The 20627-nt window shown below is 72.6% G+C and carries 17 protein-coding genes and 1 tRNA gene; 10 read left to right on the top strand and 8 right to left on the bottom strand.

The window, feature by feature from the left end:
- Positions 1 to 41 precede the first annotated feature (41 nt).
- Genes NQZ70_RS04505 through NQZ70_RS04495 form a run of 3 tightly spaced genes read right to left on the bottom strand, consistent with a single transcriptional unit; the run spans position 42 to position 3303 of the window.
- Positions 42 to 1505 (bottom strand): hypothetical protein, encoded by a 1464-nt coding sequence (locus tag NQZ70_RS04505; RefSeq protein WP_129573108.1) that lies wholly within the window; start codon positions 1503 to 1505, stop codon positions 42 to 44.
- Complete coding sequence (locus NQZ70_RS04500) at positions 1502 to 2839, bottom strand: KGGVGR-motif variant AAA ATPase (protein WP_129573107.1); 1338 nt, start codon at positions 2837 to 2839, stop codon at positions 1502 to 1504. Before NQZ70_RS04500 ends, NQZ70_RS04505 begins: the two co-directional genes overlap by 4 nt.
- Positions 2833 to 3303 (bottom strand): hypothetical protein, encoded by a 471-nt coding sequence (locus NQZ70_RS04495; protein WP_129573106.1) that lies wholly within the window; start codon positions 3301 to 3303, stop codon positions 2833 to 2835. Before NQZ70_RS04495 ends, NQZ70_RS04500 begins: the two co-directional genes overlap by 7 nt.
- 255 nt (positions 3304 to 3558) lie before the next feature.
- On the opposite strand from NQZ70_RS04495, the gene NQZ70_RS04490 reads away from it, so the two are divergent.
- The 4 genes from NQZ70_RS04490 (at position 3559) to NQZ70_RS04475 (ending at position 9966) form a co-directional block, all read left to right on the top strand.
- The gene (locus tag NQZ70_RS04490) at positions 3559 to 4365 is read left to right on the top strand and encodes a hypothetical protein (protein WP_129573105.1); all 807 of its coding nucleotides are present in this window, start codon (positions 3559 to 3561) and stop codon (positions 4363 to 4365) included.
- Positions 4366 to 5139: 774 nt separating this feature from the next.
- Positions 5140 to 5967: an electron transfer flavoprotein subunit beta/FixA family protein gene (locus NQZ70_RS04485; protein WP_129573104.1), complete on the top strand. Its 828-nt coding sequence runs from the start codon at positions 5140 to 5142 to the stop codon at positions 5965 to 5967.
- A 72-nt stretch (positions 5968 to 6039) separates the two neighbouring features.
- Positions 6040 to 7011 carry an electron transfer flavoprotein subunit alpha/FixB family protein gene (locus NQZ70_RS04480; protein ID WP_129573103.1) on the top strand — a complete coding sequence of 324 codons (972 nt, stop codon included), beginning with the start codon at positions 6040 to 6042 and terminating at the stop codon, positions 7009 to 7011.
- Positions 7012 to 7218: 207 nt separating this feature from the next.
- Complete coding sequence (locus NQZ70_RS04475) at positions 7219 to 9966, top strand: ATP-binding protein (protein ID WP_129573102.1); 2748 nt, start codon at positions 7219 to 7221, stop codon at positions 9964 to 9966.
- Between the two features lie 424 nt (positions 9967 to 10390).
- Here NQZ70_RS04475 and NQZ70_RS04470 read toward each other — a convergent pair.
- A tRNA-Pro gene (locus tag NQZ70_RS04470) sits at positions 10391 to 10464 on the bottom strand.
- Between the two features lie 523 nt (positions 10465 to 10987).
- On the opposite strand from NQZ70_RS04470, the gene NQZ70_RS04465 reads away from it, so the two are divergent.
- Positions 10988 to 11596: a response regulator gene (locus NQZ70_RS04465; protein WP_020732843.1), complete on the top strand. Its 609-nt coding sequence runs from the start codon at positions 10988 to 10990 to the stop codon at positions 11594 to 11596.
- A gap of 61 nt (positions 11597 to 11657) precedes the next feature.
- On the opposite strand, the gene NQZ70_RS04460 is transcribed toward NQZ70_RS04465, so the two are convergent.
- Positions 11658 to 12332, bottom strand: coding sequence for a thioredoxin family protein (locus NQZ70_RS04460; protein ID WP_237245022.1), 675 nt, complete (start codon positions 12330 to 12332; stop codon positions 11658 to 11660).
- A 76-nt stretch (positions 12333 to 12408) separates the two neighbouring features.
- Between NQZ70_RS04460 and NQZ70_RS04455 the strand changes: the two genes are divergently transcribed.
- Positions 12409 to 13626 (top strand): chorismate-binding protein, encoded by a 1218-nt coding sequence (locus tag NQZ70_RS04455; RefSeq protein ID WP_272827786.1) that lies wholly within the window; start codon positions 12409 to 12411, stop codon positions 13624 to 13626.
- A gap of 54 nt (positions 13627 to 13680) precedes the next feature.
- Here the strand turns inward: NQZ70_RS04455 and NQZ70_RS04450 are convergent, their stop codons facing one another.
- The 3 genes from NQZ70_RS04450 to NQZ70_RS04440 all read right to left on the bottom strand — a co-directional run bounded on the left by NQZ70_RS04450 (position 13681) and on the right by NQZ70_RS04440 (position 17438).
- Positions 13681 to 15108: a serine/threonine-protein kinase gene (locus tag NQZ70_RS04450; RefSeq protein ID WP_272827784.1), complete on the bottom strand. Its 1428-nt coding sequence runs from the start codon at positions 15106 to 15108 to the stop codon at positions 13681 to 13683.
- A 160-nt stretch (positions 15109 to 15268) separates the two neighbouring features.
- Positions 15269 to 16396: an AgmX/PglI C-terminal domain-containing protein gene (locus NQZ70_RS04445; RefSeq protein WP_129573098.1), complete on the bottom strand. Its 1128-nt coding sequence runs from the start codon at positions 16394 to 16396 to the stop codon at positions 15269 to 15271.
- Positions 16397 to 16475: 79 nt separating this feature from the next.
- Positions 16476 to 17438: a DnaJ C-terminal domain-containing protein gene (locus NQZ70_RS04440; RefSeq protein ID WP_129573097.1), complete on the bottom strand. Its 963-nt coding sequence runs from the start codon at positions 17436 to 17438 to the stop codon at positions 16476 to 16478.
- Between the two features lie 280 nt (positions 17439 to 17718).
- Here NQZ70_RS04440 and NQZ70_RS04435 point away from each other — a divergent pair, with 280 nt between their 5' ends.
- The 4 genes from NQZ70_RS04435 to NQZ70_RS04420 all read left to right on the top strand — a co-directional run bounded on the left by NQZ70_RS04435 (position 17719) and on the right by NQZ70_RS04420 (position 20564).
- On the top strand, positions 17719 to 18501 hold the full coding sequence (locus tag NQZ70_RS04435) for a rhomboid family intramembrane serine protease (RefSeq protein WP_129573096.1): 783 nt from the start codon (positions 17719 to 17721) through the stop codon (positions 18499 to 18501).
- A gap of 71 nt (positions 18502 to 18572) precedes the next feature.
- Positions 18573 to 19133: a hypothetical protein gene (locus NQZ70_RS04430; RefSeq protein WP_129573095.1), complete on the top strand. Its 561-nt coding sequence runs from the start codon at positions 18573 to 18575 to the stop codon at positions 19131 to 19133.
- A complete protein-coding gene (locus NQZ70_RS04425) occupies positions 19123 to 20055 on the top strand; it encodes an ABC transporter permease (protein WP_129573094.1) in 933 nt (310 codons plus the stop codon). Before NQZ70_RS04430 ends, NQZ70_RS04425 begins: the two co-directional genes overlap by 11 nt.
- Before the next feature lie 26 nt (positions 20056 to 20081).
- The gene (locus NQZ70_RS04420) at positions 20082 to 20564 is read left to right on the top strand and encodes a hypothetical protein (RefSeq protein ID WP_129573093.1); all 483 of its coding nucleotides are present in this window, start codon (positions 20082 to 20084) and stop codon (positions 20562 to 20564) included.
- Positions 20565 to 20627 lie beyond the last annotated feature (63 nt).

The raw sequence follows: 20627 nt of genomic DNA, 5'->3' as shown, positions 1-20627 counted from the left end.
AGAAACGGCAACGCCAGGCGAGGCAGCTCCTGGATGAACTGCTATCGCGCCCGCAGCTTCTCCCCCACGAGCAACTCATGCCATGACGCCGAGTAATCCGGGGTGATCTCGAACGCATACCGGTAGATGTCCGGAACGTCGAGCATCCCGTCGTCCACCTCGCGCAGCGCGCCGAGCCGGAGCAGCTCCGACACCACCAGGTCGCCTCGCGCCGGGATCCCCGCCGGCTCGTCCGGGCGGCGCTGCGCGAGCCGCGCCTCGACCTCGCCGCGGCCGAGCCAGAGCGTCAGCCCGCGAAGGTTCTCCATGCGCCTCACGAGCGGGTACTCCTCCACCAGCTCCTGCACCCGCTGCCGCGACGTCCGCTGAAGCGAAGCCAAGAGGTCCCTGGGCGTCACGAGCGCTCCCCGGCTCCGAGGCGGCCCCTTCCTCGCCGACTCCGCGGCGAACGAGAGGAACCAGAGCAGCACCCTCGGCGTGACCCCGCCGTGCGCATCGCGCAATCGACCCATCATCCAGTCCAGGGAGGAGGCCTTGACCACCCCTTGGCCGATCACCTTGCCCGCGAACCTGGCGACGAACGCACTCTGCACCTCGCGCGATTTCATCTCTCCAGGCATCCATCCGAACTCCCCTCGGTCCACGAGCGTGAGGCCGGCGACATCGCGCAGCCAGGCCCGCGCCGCCTCCGACTCCCCCGCGAGGTGTCGCGCCGCCACCTGCAACAGCGCTCCCGGATCCCAGGTGAGCGCCTCGGATCTCGCCCGGAGCTTGCTCGCGTCCGCGAAGCCGAGCTCCCCCGCGTCGAGCAGGTCGTCCCGCAGGAACAGCTTGCCGCGCAGGCGCCGGTAGCGGCTGGAGAGCGACAGCCACAGGGAGAGGAGCGCGCTCAGGTAGCGGCGCCGGACGCTGGGATCGAACTGGCCGATCCGGTCCAGCGTGTCGTACGTCGCCATGACGGAGCGATCAGCCGACGACAGCGCGCGCTCGGCCGCGTCCAGCGCCGCATTGACAGCGCCGAGGTTCGCCTCGGCAGCCGGCAACCATGCCCTGAGATCGGGCACGGGCGCCGCCAGCATGGACGAGAGCGCCTCCGGCACCTCGACGACCTCCGGCACCTCGTCCCGCAGCCGCCGGAGCAGGTGCGTCATCCAGAATGCCCGCAGCGTGATGTCGCTGGCTCCGGCAGCATAGGCCTCCAAGGTGCCCACCTCCGGATGGAGCGCCGCGGCCGAGAAGGCGTCGATCCACGTCGCCTCCGGGATCCGCTCGTCCTCGAAGAGCGCCCGCAAACGCGAGGCCGTGCGCGGCTCGTTGACGAGCCGGAAGAGCGCCGTCTTGCCCGTCCCCCGGCTGCCCAAGATGACGACGTTCTCGGGCCAGAGGGCGCGGCGGTGCGGACCGAGCGGCACGAACGTGGTCAGCGGATCCAGCGCCTCGCCGTCGCCACGCGCGCCGAGCCGCGCGAACGCATCGAGCACCTGTTCGCGCTCTTCCGGGCTCATGCGTCCTCGTCCTCCCTCGGCGGCACGCATAGGATCTCGACCCGCTTGCGCAGCTCCTCGAACCACGGAGCAAACAGCGACGTTCGGATACCCTGCAGCGAGGCGAACCGCGCGAGCCCCGCGTCGTAGCGCAGCACGAACGGCACGTGAGGCCCCGGATCCTGCTCGGCGATGGTGAGCGCAGCCCGCTGGTACACGTGCTCGGCAAAGCTCGCATAGCTGCGCTGCCGGAACTCCTGCTCCTCGAACAGCGCCTCGGGGAGCCCCTCCGACGGCACGAACGACTGCGCGACGACGCACTGGAGCCCTGTCGTCCCCTTGCGTCCCACGAGCGCGCCGAGCGTCACGTCGAGCCCGCGATATCCCTGCTCGCTTGCGCGGCTGACGATGACATCGACGTGCGCCAGCCGGTGCAGCGACAGCCCCGCGAGATCGTGCAGCCCTGCCCGGGAGTCGATCAGGATGTAGTCGGGCGCGATGTCCCGCCGCACGGCGAAGAGCAGCTCGCGAAGCGCCAGCTCCATCGGGCTCGTGGAGGCGTGACCGCCCTGGCCGGCATCGGCGCTGAGGAAGTCGAGGCGCGCGAGCTTCTCCAGGTACATGGGGCCGAGCCTGCCCGCCGCGAGCACATGCACGCGCTCCTCGTCGTCCCCGAGGGCACGAGCCCCCGCGACGAGGTCATCAAGCCGAGATGCGCCCGTCGCGACATGATCGGCCAGGAAATCGACGACCCCTCGCCCGGATTCCCCCTCCAGCAGCACGCCGAGGCCCGGCGCCTCCAGATCCAGATCTACGACCGCGACCCGCCGCCCCGCCTGCGCCAGCTGCCACGCGCACGCCGTCAGCGCGGTCGTCCTGCCGACCCCACCCTTGTAGGAGTAGAAGGTCACGATCGCCGGACCGTCCCCCAGCTCCCATGGCAGGTTGGGCTGGCCCGCTTCCAGCCACGCCTGCTTCGACAGGCGCCTTTCCATCTTGTGCCATGGAGCGCGAGCAGCGAGCCCGCGAACGCCCGTGGCGGGGTCGTCGTACGTCGCGCCCCACCGGGGTTGCGCCTCCGGGCGAGCCAGCACGGCGCGGGCGAGCCTGGCCTCATCGGCGTGCCGGGTCGCGGTCGACCAGATCGGGCCGACGAAATACCCGCCGAGCGCCCCCCGAAGCGCCTGCGCGAGCGCGTCGACGTCGACGGCCGCGGCGCCGGGCTCGGGATCGATGACGAGCCTCACCCGGCCGTGGAGATCCCGCACCGCGCAGCAGCGCCGGACCGTGGCGAAGTGGGGAGCCTCCTCGCACACCCGCACCAGCGTCGGAAGCACCTCATCGAACGTCACCATGGAGTGTGCCCCTCGGCGATACGACCGTCCGCCCAGAGCGCGACCGCGACGGAATCCACCACCTCGCGCGCCTCCTGGCAGAGCGCCTGTGCTTCCGACCGGGATCGCGCTCCGGTGCGCTGGTAGCGCGCCTCGACCCGCCAGGCGGACAGGGCAGAGCACCGTGCGGCATCCATCGGCACATCGTAGCGCCGCGCCAGCGGGTCGAGGTCCAGCATGAACGCGGTCACGTCGGCCGCGGAGGTCTCGACGCCGTGGCCGATGGCCTGGTCGAGCCAGCGCAGGGAGACGGTGGCCTTGCGCGCGCACTCCGGACCGTAGCCCGCGAGGTGATACGCCTGGTCGGGCGACGTGTAGCCGGCAGCCGGGTCCAGCAGGTGCTCGGCGTCCCGCACATGCCGCAGCGCCGCGGACAGCAGGTCGGCCGCCTTGGTGGAGAGGGTCAGCGCGCTCGATCGGGCCATCGCCGCACCGTGTGAACACGGTCTGGACGAGGGCGTCAACAGGCGAGGGCTCGGCCGGTCGGCGAGGTCGGACGGCGGCTGGACGCCGGCGCCGGGGCGGCCGCGGTTCACGCCGGCGGAAAAACTGCCGCCGTGATGGTGGCCAGGGCACGTTCGCGTCGCGCGAGCGGCCTTCCCGGACAGCGCTCGACCTGCAAGCCTGGCCGATGGTGCATTCCCCGGCGATCGCCGCCGGAGGAAAGCCAAGGAGGCACCATGGCGCTCAAAGACCTCTCTCCTCGTCAAATGGTTCAGATCACGGCCGCGTGGCTCGATCCGGAGCGCGAACGGCCGCGCCTCGTATCGCTGAAGCGGTGCGCACCGCTCATCGACGATGTCGAGGCCGCGCACGACGGTATCTTGAAATCGCACCGCCGGCAGAAGAAGGCGAACGACGAGCTCGCCGCGATCCAGCAAAAGCAGGTCGCGGTCGACCAGGTCCACGACCGCAAGGCCCGCGGCGCCCACGCGGTGCTCACCGGGTTCGCCGACCTCGCCGACGATCCCGAGGACGCGGCGATTTACCTCGAAATCCGCGATCAGCTGTTCGCGGATGGGCTCAAGTTCATCTCGGCGAGCTACAGCGATGAGGCGGGCGAGGTGAAGCTCGCGCGCGACCGGCTGACGCCGGAGTCGAAGGCGGCGCTCAGGGCGCTGCCGACGCCGGGGGGCAACTTGCTCAAGGCGGTACAGGCGTGGTTTGCCGCGGGCGACGAGCTCGGCAAGCTCGACGCGCAGCGCGTCCACCTGGAGGCGCAGGACAGGCCGGGCGAGGCCAATTCGCCGGGAGGGCAGCTCCGGGCCCGCAATCGCTGGATCAAGGTGGTGCGCAGCGTGCTCCAGATGCTGGAGCTCGAGGGGCCCGACGCGGAGACGATGGGCCGGCTGCTCGCGCCGCTGCAGCGAGAGACGGCCAAGGCCGAGCGCCGGCGCTCGAATGGCAAGGAGACCGACGCCGAAGGCGGCGCTCCGCCGGGCGAGCCCTCCATCGACGAGGACGCGCTCGGAGCCGGAGTGGACTGACGAGGCGCCCCCGCCGCCAGGCCCTCGTGACACACTCGATCCGTTGAAGCCCCCTGCCGCCAGGCCCTCGTGACACACTCGATCCGTTGAAGCCCCCTGCCGCCAGGCCCTCGTGACACACTCGATCCGTTGGAGCCCCCCGCCGGCAGGCCCTCGTGACGGACTCGATCCGTTACGCCACCCCCGCCGCCAGGCCCTCGTGACGGACTCGATCCGTTACGCCGCCCCCGCCGCCAGGCCCTCCTGACGGACTCGATCCGTCACGCCCCCCGCCGCCAGCCCCCTCTCCACGGATCGCATCCGTTAAACCCCCCGCCGCCAGCCCCCTCTCCACGGATCGCATCCGTCACGCCCCCCGCCGCCAGCCCCCTCTCCACGGATCGCATCCGTTAAACCCCCCGCCGCCAGCCCCCTCTCCACGGATCGCATCCGTCACGCCCCGCCCCGCCGCCAGCCCCCTCTCCACGGCTCACCTCCATACCTCCCCCTCCCGGCGCCGGCTCCCTCACGCCCTCACACCGGCTCACCCCCGGCTCCCTCCCCGCCGCGAGATTCCTCACAACGAGTCGCCTCCATCCCACAAGAACCGCCGCGTCTGCTTGACGCACCACGTCGGCGCTGCCATGACCGATTTCCTCCGCCTCGGGCGCGCTATTTCAGTCGGGCTCGCCGGATCCACGCTCGGGTCCGCCGGCCCGTCTGTGGTGTGGCGCGCCCCTGCCCGGGCGGACTACGCTCTGCGTTACCCCCACAGCCACAGGAGCCAACCGAGCCGTGAAGATCCTCGTTCCGCTCAAGCGCGTCGCCGATCCGGATAACGCGAACAAGGTGAAGATCCCTGCGTCAGGGGACAAAATCGAGACGACCGGGCTCGAGTGGAAGCCGAACCCGTTCGACGAATACGCGCTCGAAGCAGCGCTGCGCCTGACCGAGGACGGCAAGGCGCCGAAGACGCGGGCAGGCGAGGTCGTCGTCGTCACCTTCGGGCCCAAGGACACCGAGCAGACCCTCCGCGCCGCCCTCGCCACCGGCGCCGACCGGGCCATCCGCGTCGACGTCACCGACGACAAGCTCGACGGCGACCTCGTCGCCCGCGCCCTCAAGACGCTCGTCGAGCGCGAGAAGCCCGACGCCGTGGTCATGGGCAAGCAGGCCGTCGACGGCGACTCGAACCAGGTCGGCCAGATCCTCGCCGAGCTGCTCGACTGGCCGCTCGCCACCTTCGCCGCGACCCTCAAGGAAGAGAAGGGCGCCCTGCTCGTCGGCCGCGAGGTCGACGGCGGCGTCGCCACCCTCCGCGTGCGCCTGCCGGCCGTCGTCACGGTCGACCTCCGCATCGTCGCGCCGACCAGCGTCTACTCGATGAAGACCGCGCCCGCGTTCAAGTACAACGACGGCGTGCGCTTCGCGGCGCTCCCCGCCATCATGGCCGCCAAGAAGAAGCCCCTCGCCGAGGTGAAGCTCGCCGATCTCGCCGCCGACCAGGCGCTCAAGGTCCAGTACCACGCGTTCCAGCCGCCCCCGGCGCGCAAGGCGGGCATCAAGGTGAAAGACGTCGGTGAGCTCGTCACCCGCCTCAAGAACGAGGCGAAGGTCCTCTGACGGGACCCGAAGGGCACATCCCCGCCCGCGCGGGGGTGAACCGACACCATTTGAGGAGGTGCAGGAGGGATCATGGCTGACGTTCTCGTGGTGGCCGAGGCCGCCGATGGAAAGCTGAAGAAGACGACGCACTCCGCGGTCACGTTCGCCAGACATGCGGCGGCGGCGCTCGGCGGGACGTACGCGATCCTCGTGATCGGCGACGCCCTCGGCGAGGCGGCCGCCGAGGCGGCGACGCTCGGCGCGGCCAAGGTGCTCGTCGCCGAGTCGAGCGCGCTCAAGGACTACGTCGCCGAGCGCTACGTGCCGACCGTCGCGGCGGCGGCCAAGGGCTACGCCGTCGTCGTGGGCACCGCGAGCGCCTACGGCAAGGACCTGCTCCCGCGCGTGGCCGCGCGGCTCTCGGCCGGGTTCGCGAGCGACATCTCCGAGCTCGTGGCCGAAGGCGCGACGCTCAAGTACAAGCGCCCGATGTACGCCGGCAACGCGTACGGGATCTGCTCCGTCACGACCCCGGTCCAGGTCGTGAGCGTCCGGCAGAGCGCGTTCGCCCCCGCCGAGCCCGCCGGGTCGAAGTCGCCGATCGAGCAGGTCGCGGTCGTCGCGCCGAGCGCCGCCGCGGAGCGCGTGGAGTTCGTCTCCTTCGACCAGGTGAAGAGCGAGCGCCCCGAGCTCACCGAGGCCAAGGTCGTCGTCTCCGGCGGCCGCGCCCTGAAGGAGCGGTTCAACGAGATCCTCGACCCGCTCGCCGACGTCCTCGGCGCCGCCGTCGGCGCGAGCCGCGCCGCGTGCGACGCCGGCTACGCCGCCAGCGACCTGCAGGTCGGTCAGACGGGCAAGGTCGTCGCGCCGTCGCTCTACATCGCCGTCGGCATCTCCGGCGCCATCCAGCACCTCGCCGGGATGAAGGGGTCGAAGGTCATCGTGGCCATCAACAAGGACGCCGACGCGCCGATCTTCCAGGTCGCCGACTACGGCCTGGTCGCCGACCTCTTCACGACCGTGCCCGAGCTCGTGAAGCAGATCCAGGCCGCGCGCGGCTGATCCAGGCGGCGCGCGCGGCACGAAACCGGCCGCCGCGACCGGCCCCGCCGGGGCGCGCCGCGCCGCCCTCCCCGGGCCGCGGCCGTGCCCCGGCCTACCGGAAGAGTCCGTCCAGCGAGAAGTCCACGTACGCCAACGTAATTTCCGTGTCAGGTCGCCCGCATAGCATCTTGTTCGCGTCCGGCGGCCGTGGGATCCCTTGAACCCATGCCCGAACGTTCGGACATCCCGATCGTCACGGCGCTCGCGCAGGCGCGGGCCTCGCTCCTCGAGGCCGCCGCGACCGCCGAGCAGCGCCGGCTCATCGGCCCGGCGGTCATGGAGATCGATCGCGCGATCGTGAGCCTCGACCCGGCCGCGAGCGCCTCGTTCGAGCTCACGCCGCTCGCCGCGTCGGTGCCGCCCATCGACACGGAGGTCGAGACGCTGCGCCGCGAGGTCGAGCGGCTGCGCGCCATCACCCGGCACGAGCGCGGGCTGCTCGACGCGCTGCTCAGCGAGAGCCCGCACGGCATCATCGTCTCCGACGCGCAGGGCAAGCTGATCCTCCAGAACCGGGCGTCCGAGCGCATCTGGGCCGGCAGCTCCACCGCCGACAACGTCGAGGGGTGGGGGCGCTACCGCGCGTTCCACCCCGACGGCCGGCCGTTCGAGGGCGAGGACTGGTCGATGGCGCGGTGCCTCTCCAGCCGGGAGAGCGTGCCCGCCGAGGAGATCCACTTCCAGCGCTTCGACGGCACCCACGGGATGCTGCTCGGGAGCTGCGCGCCGCTCTTCTCGCCGGAGGGCGAGCTGCTCGGCGCCGTCTCCATCTTCGCCGACATCACCCAGTTCAAGCAGCTCGAGGCGGACCTGCACGTCAGCAGGACCAAGTTCTCGACGACGCTGAAGAGCATCGGCGACGCGGTGATCTCGACCGACGGCTCGGGCCGCATCGACTTCATGAACGCCGTGGCCGAGACGCTGACCGGGTGGACGCTCGAGGAGGCGCGGGATCGCCGGCTGTCCGAGGTCTTCCGCGTCATCTCCGAGCAGACGCGCGACGATCTCGACAACCCGGTCACCGAGGTGCTGCGCCACGGCGGCATCATCGGGCTCGACGACACGACGCTGCTCCTGCGCAGGGACGGCTCGGAGCTCGCGATCGACTCGAGCGGGGCGCCGATCCGGAGCGACGAGGGCGAGCTCGTCGGGCTCGTGCTCGTCTTCCGCGACGTGACCGAGAAGCGGCTCGCCGACAAGCGGCGCTACTTCATCGGCGAGGCGAGCCGGCAGCTCGCGCTGTCCGGCCTCGAGTACGACACGACCCTGTCCAACGTCGCGCGCCTCGCGGTGCCGCACATCGCGGACGCGACGGTGGTGGACATCGTCGAGCCCGACGGCTCGCTGAGCCGGCTCGCGGCCGTGCACGCGAGCACCGCGAAGCAGGCGCTCGGCAAGGAGCTGTCGGCCCGCTACCCGACCGACCCCGAGGTGCCGCGCGCGGTGCACGCGGTGCTCCGGTGCGGCGAGTCGCTGCTGCTCCCGGAGGTCGACGGCATGGCGTGGCAGCGGGCCTCGTCGCCGGAGCCCGGCCGCGAGGCCTGGTCCGGCGCGCACGATCCGGTCTACCTCGCGCTGCTCCGGGAGCTCGGCGTCCGCTCGGCGATGATCGTCCCGCTGCGCGCGCGCGGCCGGACGCGCGGCGCGATCACGCTGTTCTCGACCGAGTCGAGCCGGCGCTACGGCGTCGACGATCTCGCGCTCGCCGAGGAGCTCTGCAACTTCGCGGCGCTCGCGCTCGACAACGCGCAGCTCTACCGCGAGTCGCAGCAGGTCAACCGCGCGAAGGACGAGTTCCTCGCCACGCTCTCCCACGAGCTCAGGACGCCGCTCACCGCGATCCTCGGCTGGGCGCGCATGCTCCGGCAGGGCTCGCTGAAGCCGGACACGCACGTCCGCGCGCTCGAGGCGATCGAGCGCAACGGCACGCTCCAGGCGCAGCTCGTCGAGGACCTGCTCGACGCCTCGCGCATCATCACCGGCAAGCTGCGGCTCGACGTGATGCTCGTGGATCTGCCGCCGATCATCAACGCGGCCATCGACGCGGTCCGCCACGGCGCGGACGCGAAGGGGATCGAGCTCGCGGTGCAGCTCGACGCGGGCGCGGGGCCGATCTCGGGCGACCAGACGCGGCTGCAGCAGGTGGTGTGGAACCTCCTGTCGAACGCGATCAAGTTCACGCCGCGCGGCGGCAAGGTGTCGATCCAGCTCGGCAGGGTCGAGGGCCTGGCGCGCGTCCAGGTGAGCGACACCGGCCAGGGCATCGTCCCGGAGTTCCTGCCATACGTGTTCGACCGCTTCCGGCAGGCCGACAGCACGAGCACGCGGCCGCACAGCGGGCTCGGGCTCGGCCTCGCGATCGCGCGCCACCTGGTCGAGCTGCACGGCGGCACGGTGAAGGCGGAGAGCGGCGGCGAGGGCAAGGGCGCGACGTTCACGGTGGACATCCCGCTCGCGCCGCGGGGCGCGATCGCGGCGCTCCGGAAGGCCGAGGGGCTGAGCAACCTGGCCGCCGATTCGGAGCCGACGCTGCAGGGCGTGCGCGTGCTGATGGTCGACGACGAGCCGGACGCGCGGGAGCTCGTGACGACGGTGCTGGAGCGCAAGGGGGCGAGCATCACGGCGGTGGCGACCGTCGACGAGGCGCTGTCGGCGATCGCGCGCGAGAAGCCCGACGTGATCCTGAGCGATCTCGGGATGCCCGGGGAGGACGGCTACAGCCTGATCCGGCGGCTGCGCGCGCAGAGCCCCGAGCACGGCGGGCGCATCCCGGCGGCGGCGCTGACGGCGTACGCGAGCGCGCAGGACCGGACGCGGGCGCTGCTGGCGGGGTTCCAGTCGCATGTGCCCAAGCCGATCGAGGCGTCGGAGCTCGCGGCCGTGATCGCCAACCTGGCGGGGCGCACCGGATAGCGGGGCGACGCACGTGCTGCCGAGATGACCGGCCCTCGGCGGGGGTGGTCGCCGCGCGGCGCACGGAGGGCTGAACTCGCCTGGGACATCGCGCCTCGGCGGCTTCGCCGGAGGAGTGACGTCCCAGGCTCAGACACCAGCCCTCCGTGCGCCGCGCGGCGACCACCCCCGCCGAGGGCCTACCGCCTTCCTAGGAGCGCCTTCCCACGCAGGTGGGAGCCCGCCGCAAAGCGCGCTCAGTGGCGCGCCCGCAGGGGCCTTGGCGGGCCCGCGGGGGCGGCTCGCAAGGGAGCCCAAGCGGCAGCTCGCAGAGGCCGCTGAGGCAGCGAGGCGCCGTCGAGCGTCGCTGCAGGTGACAGGGATACCAGCGAGGGCCACGGGCGCCCTCGCTGCGATCGACCCGTCCGTATGTCGAAGAAAAGGGTCGGGGCGAGAGGATTTGAACCTCCGACTCCTCGGTCCCGAACCGAGTGCGCTACCAGGCTGCGCTACGCCCCGTACGCTGCCGCAAGAGCAACGCCCGCTGAACAGCGGGCGCGCAACATCGCCAAGAGTGAGCCGCTTGTCAAGACGAAATGAACCAGCGGCCCCCCACCCCAACCCGCACCCCCCAGAAATGCCGGCCCGCCGCAGCACGGACGAACGGCGGAAAGTGCCCAGAAACACACCTGTTTCGCGCCTCACCCGGCGCCCCGGACGTTTCACGAAGCCAAGAATCGGAGGAGCGCAAGAAAAAACTCCCGTCTCCGCCTTGCTCAGACCGTGTTAAAGTGTCACTGGAATCCCGATGATGCCGAGAGGAAGCAAAGCGCGAGGGGCCTGTGGCGCCGGTCAGGGCCTCGCCCCCTGCTCGCGCAGCGTCGGGCAGGGGACCGCCGGTGCGGCCCCTTCCAGAACAGACCAGGGCGACCGGTTTCGGCGGTCGTGCGTGTGCGTGACACACGAGCGACCGGCTTCGGTCGACCGTGAGACAAAGGCGACCGGCTTCGGCGGTCCTACGGGTACGTGAGAGGAGGAACAGGTGGCAATTGAGCTTCCCGCTGTGCGCATTCTGATCGTCGACGACGACCGGGCGATCTGTGACTACATGCAGACGCTGCTCGAGCGCGACGGCTATCAGGTCAAGACGCTGGGCGATCCCACGACCGTGGAAGAGGAGGTCCGCGCGGGCGGTTACCACCTCATCATCCTCGACCTCATGATGCCGAAGCTCGACGGCATCGAGGTGCTCAAGCGCATCCGCAAGGTCGACAACGACATCGCCGTCGTCATCTTCACCGGCTTCCCCAACCTCGAGAGCGCCGTCGCGTCCATGAAGCTCGACGCGGTCGACTACATCAAGAAGCCGTTCAACGTCGACGAGTTCCGCGAGGTGCTCGCCCGCGTCATGCGCAAGAAGGGCCTCGCGCGGACGCCCGAGGAGCAGCTCCACCGCGTCATCGGCGACACGATCAGGAACCTACGCAAGGACAAGGACCTGACGCTCAAGCAGATGGCGCGCCGCACGGGGCTCAGCGTGTCGCTGCTCTCGCAGATCGAGCGCGCCGAGTCGTCGGCGTCCATCTCGTCGCTCTACAAGATCGCGGTCGCCCTCGAGTCGCGCATCCAGGACCTCTTCGGCCACTACTGATCCGCGGTGGACGCCCGCGCGCCGCGACGCCGCGCGCGCGAGCGACCGGGCGGGCGCCGGCTCAGCGCCGCGCGCCGCGCTCGATCGCCGCGTCGAGCTTGCCGAGCTCGAGGCCCGCGAACGCGTCCAGGTGCGCGCCGGTCGCGTCGTAGACGATCACGTAAGGCAGCTTCGAGACGTGCTTGAGGTAGCGCTCTGCGAGCGGGGTGCCCCAGTCGACGATGTCGAGCTTGCGGTAGGCGACGTCCCGGCGCGCCTCGAGCACCTTGGCCATGTGCGCGTCCAGCTTGCGGCACGGCAAGCACCAGCTCGCCGCGAAATCGATGACCGTGACCTTGCCCGGGACGACGTGGGCGCCGAGATCGGGGATGTCCGCGCCGCCCTCGGAGATCGTCCGAGCGTCCGCCCCCTCGGGGAAGGTCGCCCAGCCGAGGTACTGCCCCTTGCCGCCGCCGAGCACCGCCTCGAACCCCTCGTCGGCGGCGAGCTGCTTCACGGCGCCAGCGACGTCGAACGAGCTCGACGCGGTGACGGCGATCTCGGCGCGGCGCTTGTCGAACGTGGCCGCGTAGACGCCGGGGCGCTCGCGGAGATCCGCGACGAGCTCGGCGCCGCACGCCTCGCAGTCGATGTTCCGCAGCGAGACGACGGTGGTGCGCGCGTCGGACGAGGCGGGCTGGGCGCCGCCACAGGCGGCCAGGCAGAGGACCGACGAGAGGACGATCGCGCTTCGCACGGTGTTCCCTGGCAACCTTGGCCTCCTTCGCCGGACCGCGCAACGTCGTGTAGGCTCGGCGGCGATGAGCTCCGTCGTGACCCGCACCCTCCCGGCCGATCACATCACGCCGGTCCGCGCCTACGCCGCGCTCCGCGCCCACGCGCCGGGCCGATCGTCGTTCATGTTCGAGTCCGCCGTCTCCGGCGAGCGCTGGGGCCGCTACGCGATCCTGGGGTACCGGGCGCGCGCCGAGACCCTCCTCCCGAGCGGGTTCGACCCGTTCGAGACGCTGGCCGAGGGGCTCGCGCCGCCGGCGGCGCCGGGCTCGCGCGACCTGGCGGCCCGCGTCTGCCAGTCGTGGGTCGGCTTCCTCTCGTACGATACGGTGCACCAGCTCATGGGCATCGAGCCGTGGCCCGAGGAGATGTACCTCGGGCGCATGCTGAAGGACGCGACCGTGGTCGTGTTCGACAGCGCGGCGCAGACGATGACCATCGCCGGCCGCTCGCAGGGCGCGGTGAACCGCTGCGCCTGGGAGATGACGCACGGGCCGGAGCAGCCGGGCCTGCCCGCGCTCGATCCGGAGGCGCTGCCGGAGCACCTCGAGACGCCGGTGACCGACGAGGACTACGCGGCGAAGGTGGCGGCCGCGCGCGCGCGGATCGCGGCCGGCGAGGCGACGGAGGTGGTGCTCGCCCGCAGGTTCCGGGCGCCGCTCCGGGGCGCGGATCCGTTCGATGTGTACCGCGCGCTGCGGATGCTCGCGCCGTCGACGCACCTCTACTTCCTCGACTTCGCCGAGTCGCCGTTCGCGCCGGGGCTCACCATCGCGGGGGCGTCGGGCGAGACGCTCGTGCGCGCCGAGCGCGATCCGTCGGCCGAGCCGCGCCCCGGGGACGCGTCGTTGGTCGAGGCGCTGCGCGCCGCCCTTGTGGGCGGCAGCGCCGTCGGCCAGCCGGCAGCGCGCGCGAGCGCCGTCAGCCGCAGCCTGGAGGCCGGCCCGCGGTGGGTCTACGGCGGCGCGGTGGGCTACTTCGGGGCGGAGGGCTCCGAGATCGCGCACACGCTCGGCGCCGTCTGGAGCGCGTCCGGGTACTTCGAGGTGATGACCGGCGCGCGCATCGGGAACGGAAGCGAGCCCCGCGCGGAAGCCGAGCGGACGCACCGCGACGCGCGCGGCCCGCTGTCGGCGATCCGCGCGGCGCAGGAGGCGCGCAAGGCGCACGACCTCGACAAGGAAAAGAGGGCCGCAGCCGAGAGGGCGGCCGCCGAGAAGGATGCCGCCGGGGACGACGCGTCCCGGGGCGGCTAGCGCGCTCCACCAGGGCCAGCGCCACCTTCGGGCCAGCGCGCGCGCCGCGCCCGCTCAGTCCGGCGCGAAGCCGTGGCGCACGCGCGCGGGCCCTGCCGAGGAGCCAGGCCGCGCCGGGCGCGGCGGCGCGGCGTGCGGCGGCGCGGCCGTGGCGGCGTGGGCGCTGCGCTGGGGAGAGGCGTGAGGGGCTCGCCGGAAGTACGCGGAGGAGGCCGCCTCGGGCGCGGCGGGCAGCGGCGCGGCGCGGTGGACGGCGAGGGAGGCCGAGAGCACCGCCGCCCTGGCGCCGCTGACCGCCATCGCCGGCGCGGGGCGATCCAGCCGAGCGCTCGTCGCGAGCGCCACCGCGCCGAGCAGCGCCACGAGGCCCGCCGAGAGGATCCACGCGCCGCGCGCATGCGGGCCGTCGAGCCCGCGCAGTACGTCGGCGCTCTCCGCGCTGAGCAGCGTGTCCGGGGCCGCCCGCTGGTCCGCGCTCGGCGGCTCGGGGCCAGGATCCGCCCGCGCAGCAACGTCGGACGCCACCTCCGCGGACAGCGCGGCCAGCGGCCGCGCCGAGGCCACCCAGGGGGGGACGCGCGCCGGCGGGGGCGGACGCAGCACGCCGGACGAGGGAGGCGGCGCGAGATCCGCGATGCCGACGAGCGCGTCCACCATCTCCTCGATCGATCGAAAGCGCCGCGCCAGATCGCGCGCGAACGCCTTCTCGAAGAAGCCGTCCAGCGCAGCAGGCAGGCTCGGCACGAGCTGCGTCGCCGCTGGCGGCGGCGCGAGCAGGATCTTCGAGGCCACGACGCTGGCGATGTCGCCGGGAAAAGGGAGCTGGCCGGTCACCGCGCGGAACAGGACCGCAGCCAGCGACCAGAGATCGGTCAGCGCATCGAGGGTGCGTTCCGACCGGATCTGCTCGGGGCTGAGGTAGTGGAGCGAGCTCGCGCTCACCTCGGCCGCGACCTCGCCCAGGAGCCGCGGCGCGACCGGCCGCGGGAGCCCGAGGTCGAGCACCTTCACGACCTCCTCGCCGCCGTCCAGCGCGAGGAAGAAGCTCTCCGGCCGGAGGCCCTGGTGGAGGAGGTCCGCCGCGTGGGCGCACCGGAGGGCCTCGCCGGCCTGCGCGGCGATGCGCGCCGCCTCCTGCAGCGAAAGGCGGCTGCGCCGGAGCAGGCGCGTCGCGAGATCCTCGCCGGAGAGCAGGTCCATGGCCAGGTAGACCACGTCGCCCTCGGCGCCGTGGTCGTGGACGCGCACCACGTGCCGCGACGAGAGCCCGACGGCAGCGCGGACACAACGATCGATCCGGAGGTGCTCCCCCGTCGCGCCAGCGTCGGGGTGGAAGAGCTTCAGGGCGACGCGCCCCCCGAGCTGCAGCTCGCGCGCGACCCAGACCGAGCCTCGGTCGCGCGCCAGCCGCGCGCCAGGGCGCACGAGCTGCCTCTCAAGCAGATATTTCCCCCCGACGATGGTGCCCGGTGTGATGTCCATATACCTGAGCCTCCTCCCCCACGGTAAAGTTGCACATCGACCTCGGGGCGCAATTTGTAGCGGCGCGGATCGCTTGAGAAATCGCCTCGACCGTGGATGCGCTGTGAGCGTTCGCACGGGGGGAGCGCACGGGGAGGGCCGCCCACGTCGGGCGCGGCCGTCAGGGGCTCTGCGGGTCGGGCGAAAAACGGAGCGGCACGACGAAGCGCAGGTCGCCGCCCTCCGGCGCCGGGAACGTGAGCGCGCGCGCGCGCCGGAGCACGCAGCGGGCGAGCCGTTCGTCCGGGAAGCGCGACTCGACCTCGAAGGCCTCGTCGACGGCGCCGCTGCCGGTCACGTGAAAGCGGACGGCGAGGCGGCCCCAGAGCGCCGGCGCGCCGGCGAGGGCCGCCTCGTAGCAGCTCCGGAACGCGGGCATGGCCTCGGCCACCGCGGCCTCGATCGCGTCGGGCCGGAGCTCGCCCGGGCCGGGAGCGAGGACGGACGGCGGGGGCTCGACCGGATCGTCGCCCGGGTAGACCTGCAGCGTGGCCACGACGGTCGAGCCGGCCTTGGCCCTGGGCAGCGGGAGCGACCGCGCGCGCTCGGCGAGGCACGAGACGACGTCCGGCGCGGAGAGGGTGGACGAGGTCGCGCGCGCGCCCGTCACCTTGCCGGCGCGGCTCACCGTGAGCCGCACGGTGGTCTTGCCGTGCAGCGACGGGTCCCTGTAGGCGCGCAGCCGATAGCACGAGTACACGTGGATCCAGAGGTGACGCCGGGCGATGCGCTCGACCTCGCGCGCCTTGAGCGGCCCCTTCACCGTGTCGATGTCCACGATGATCCGCGGCAGCGGGTGCCCCTCGGCCGGCGGCGGCGGCGCGGGGGGCTCTCCCCTGCCCCCGGCGTTCCAGCGATCCCGCTCCGCCGCTTCGGCCTGGCCGCGGGGCACCGGGTGCTGGCCGAGCTTGTAGGGCGGCTCGATCGCGATCGAGGGCCCCTGCGGCGCGGCCGCGCCGGGGGCGCCGCCCTCGCCGGACGCGGCGGGCGAGGCCGCGTCGGCGGCGCTCGGCGCGGCGGGCGGGACCGCCGCGGACGCGGGCGCCGCGGACGGCGCGCGCGGATCGGCGGTGGAGGCGACGGCGGGCGCCGGCGCGCCCGCGGGCCGCGGGGGGCGCGCAGGCTGGACGGCGGCGGGCGCAGGGAGGCCGGCGGCGCGCGGCGCCGGGCGCGGCGGCGCCGCGCACGCGGCGAGCGCGACGGCGGCCGCGAGGAGGGGCCGGGGATCGATCGCGAGCGGCTGCTTCATGGGAGGTCGACCTGGGAGCCGCGCCCGCGCGGGGCGACGCGCGCGCGGAGGCGGAGCGCCGCGCGGCGGGGCGCCGCGCTCAGAACCGGAGATCGCCGCGAGGCGCCTCCACCTTGCCGTCGAGCAGCTCGATCGCCTTCGCCACCTCGGGGTCGTCGACGGTCGGGACGTGCACCACGAACTTCACGTAGAGATCCCCCGGCTCCTTGCCCTTGCGGGCGATGCCCTTGCCGCGCAGCCGGATCACCTGGCCGGTCTGGGTGCGCGCCGGGATCTTGAGCGTCACCTCGCCGTCGGGCGTGGGGATGCGGATCTTCTCGCCCCGGTAGGCCTCGCCCAGGGTGACGGGCACGTCGAGGTGGAGATCGTCGCCCTCGCGCTTGAAGAACGGGTGCGGCGTGACGTGGATGTTGAGCAGCAGATCGCCCGGCTCGCCGCCGCCCATGCCCGGGCCGCCCTGGCCGCGGATGCGCAGGCGGCTCCCCTCGGCGGCCCCGGGCGGGACGCGCACGGTCACCGGCTCGGGCTCGCCTTCGCGCTGGAGCTGGAGCGTCGTGCCCCGCACCGCCGAGACGAAGTCGATGGTGAGGTTCTGCTCGACGTCGCTGCCCCGGCTGCGCGCGGGCGGCCCGCGCCGGCCCGCGCCGCCGCGGCCGCGGCCGAAGAGATCGCCGAGGATGTCGCTGAGATCGCCGGCGCCGCCGCCGGCGTTGCCGAAGATCTCCTGGACGTCGAAGTTGCCGGGCACGCCGCGGCCCCCGCCCGCGGCCCGGGCGTTCGCGTAGCGACGGTAGGCGCGGGCGCGCTCGGCGTCGAAGTTCTGCGACAGGCTCTCCTCGCCGAACTCGTCGTAGAGCGCGCGCTTCGCCTTGTCGCTCAGCACCTCGTGCGCCTGGTTGATCTCCTTGAACCTCTGCTCGTTGGCCTTCCCCGGGCTCTTGTCCGGGTGGTACTTCATCGCGAGCTTGCGGAACGCCTTCTTGATGGAGTCCTCGTCCGCATCGCGCGAGACGCCGAGCACGGAGTAGAGATCACGAGCCATGGTCGTCCGTCGTCATTCTGGGCTGCAGGAGATGCAGGCGATGCGGGCCGCGAGGGGCCCTCATCGGGCGGAAACCTAAATCTGCCTGCCGTTTTCGTCCACTGGTGCTGAGGACGGCCGCGTCCGGGGAGCGCGCGTGGCGGACCTCGCCACGCAGCGGCGAGCCGAGCGGGGCGGGCGCCTCGGCCATCGTGTCGCGGAGCCGCACCTCGGGCATGGCCCCCGGGTCTATCAAGGCCGGCGGATGCTGTCACCGGTCTGCGTGCTTAAGTAAATCGCGATGCTGCCCCTCCGAGACCGACTGCCCACCCGCAAGGTGCCGATCGTCAACTACCTGCTGATCGCGGCCAACGTCCTCGGCTTCTTCTGGATGCGGTCGATGATCGCGGCCGGGTTCCCGCCCGACCGGCTGCTCTCCTTGTGGGGCCTCGTCCCGGTGCAGCTGCTGCACGAGCCGGCCGACACCTGGTGGACGGTCTTCAGCAGCATGTTCATGCACGACCCGACGGGGTGGGCCCACCTCGGCGGGAACATGCTGTTCCTCTGGATCTTCGGCGACAACGTCGAGGATGCGCTGGGCAGCCTCCGCTACGCGGCGTTCTATGTGCTGTCCGGGATCGCCGCCGCGGGCGCCCAGATCCTGATCGATCCCGGCTCGATGATCCCCATGGTGGGCGCCTCGGGCGCCATCTCGGGCGTGCTGGCCGCGTACGCGTCGCTCTACCCGCGCTCGCCGGTCACGGTGCTGAACCCGATCTTTCTCCTGTGGTTCATCTTCGGCCTGTTCCTGGAGCTCCCGGCGTGGCTGGTCATCCTCGAGTACTTCGTGGTGAACCTGCTGAACGGGCTCGGCGCCATCGGCATGCGCAGCGGCGGCGTCGCGTTCTTCGCGCACCTCGGGGGGTTCGTCGCCGGGCTCTTCCTCGTCCGCCTCTTCATGGTGGGGCGCGCCCGGCGCGAGCACGAGCGCTGGCAGCACTGGCGCGCGGCGCCCCGGCGCCCGGCAGCCCGCCGCCCCGCGCCGTGGGACACGCCGCGGCGGCGCGACCCCTGGGGCTGGTAGCGGCGCGGCGCGATCGCGGCGCTCGTGGTTCGCCCAGGATGCAAAAGCGTGATAGCGTCCCGGCCGCAGCGATGCGACGACCCCTTCGAAGGCGCCCCACCGCCGGCGGTTCTGCGGCAGAGGCAGCGAACCCCCGGGCCAGGCTGCTGGCGCTCGCGGTCGCGCTCGCCGGCTGCGGTGGCCCGTCGTTCGACGGAACGGTCTACCGCGGCTCCGAGGTCGCGTTCCGCGTGCCCCCGGCGCCGGCGGGCTGGAAGCCGCTCTCGGTGTCGGACGCCGCCGTGGCGTACCGCGACGAGGCGAACGGATCGACCATCGCCCTGAACGGACGCTGCCGGAACGAGGACGACGTCCCGCTCGTCTCGCTGACCAACCACCTCTTCCTGCATTTCACGGAGCGCGAGGTGCTGAAGCAAGAGGTCGTCCCGTTCGACGGCCGCGAGGCGATGCACACGGTCCTCTCGGCGAAGCTCGACGGGGTGCCGAAGGTGTTCGACGTCTGGGTGCTGAAGAAGAACGGCTGCGTGTACGACATGCTCCTCATCGCCGATCCCGCCCGCTACGCCGCCGGCGAGCCGGCGTTCACGCGGATGGTCCGCGGCTTCTCGACCCTGCCGGCCGATGACGACTGAGCGCAAACGGCCCCCGGAGGCGGCGCCGCCCTCCGCGAGCAGCCCGGCCCCGGCCAGCGCGGGCCCGAGCAGCCTGCCGCCGAGCAGCCTGGCCCCCGGGAGCCGGGGGCCGGCCAGCATCGCCCCGCCGCCGCTCCCCCCGCTGGTCGCGAGGATCAACGACACGGCCGTCGGGTTCGTCGAGCACCTCGGGCAGTTCGGGCGGATGACGTGGGGGGCGATCAAGGCGATCTTCGATCGGCCGCTCGAGCTGCGCTCGACCCTCTACCAGATGGAGGCGCTCGGCGTGCGCTCGGCCGCGATCGCGTCCGTGACGGCGCTGTTCGTCGGGATGGTCATGGCGGTGCAGTTCGCCATCGGCCTGCAGAAGTTCGGGGGCATGGAGTACACGGGCCGCATCATCGGCCTGTCGTTCTCACGCGAGCTCGCGCCGACGCTGACGGCGGTCATCGTGGGCGGCCGCATCGGCGCCGGCATCGCGGCGGAGGTCGGGTCGATGGCCGTCACCGAGCAGATCGACGCGATCCGCGCCCTCGGCGCCAACCCGGTGAAGAAGCTCGTCCTGCCCCGGCTGCTCGCGAGCATCGTGGTGATGCCGGTGCTCGGCGCGTTCGCGCTGGTGCTGGGCTTCAGCGGCGCGATGCTGATCTGCGCGACCGAGTTCGGCATCCCGGCCGGCTTCTTCCTGCGGACGGCGCTGAGCTCGGTGACGTTCATGGATTACTTCAGCGGGATGTACAAGACGCCCTTCTTCGGGGCGATCATCGCGCTCGTCGGATGTCACTTCGGGCTGATCACGCGCGGCGGAACGGAGGGCGTCGGCCACGCGACCACGCGCACCGTGGTGGTGACGTCGATCTCCATCCTGATCGCCGACTTCTTCCTGACCAAGATGTCCATCCTGTTCTTCCCGAGCCGGTGATCGCGCCCGGTCCGGAAGGCGCCCCGATGCCGACGTCGCCGCGCCGAGGGACCGGGTTCGTCGCCCGGGTCGTGCCCGCGCTCCTCGCCGGGGTCGCGGCGTGCCAGGGAGACGCCGGGCGCGAGGGCGCGGGGGCGCCGGCGCTCGACGGCGGGGCGGCGCTGGCGGCCGAGGGCACGCCGGCGCCGCGGCGCCCGACGCGGTACTACCACCTGCGGCGGACGGACGACGGCTGCGAGCTCTTCTGGATCGACGGGGACCTCGTCTCCGCGTCCCAGACGGTCGTGTGCCCGCCCGACCTGGAGGTGGGCGAGCGCGTTCGCCTGACCGGCAAGACGTGCATGCGCGAGTCGGCGCAGACCCCGAGCCGCGCCGTGCCGGTCGTCTGTCCGCTGGCGCTCATGAACCTGGAGAAGGCGGACAGGGCGCCGCCCGACGCCGGAGCGCCGCCGGACGGCGGCAAGCCGGACGGCGGGCGGGACGGCGGCAAGCCGGGCGGCGGCAAATAAGAAGAGCGGCAAAAGCGCGCAGCCAGGCTCCTCCCCGGAGCATCGGAGTCCGAGGGGGGACGC

The organism is Sorangium sp. So ce836, from assembly GCF_028553905.1.
Taxonomy (GTDB): Bacteria; Myxococcota_A; Polyangia; order Polyangiales; family Polyangiaceae; genus Sorangium; species Sorangium cellulosum_D.
This window is presented reverse-complemented; position numbering and strand designations above follow the sequence as displayed.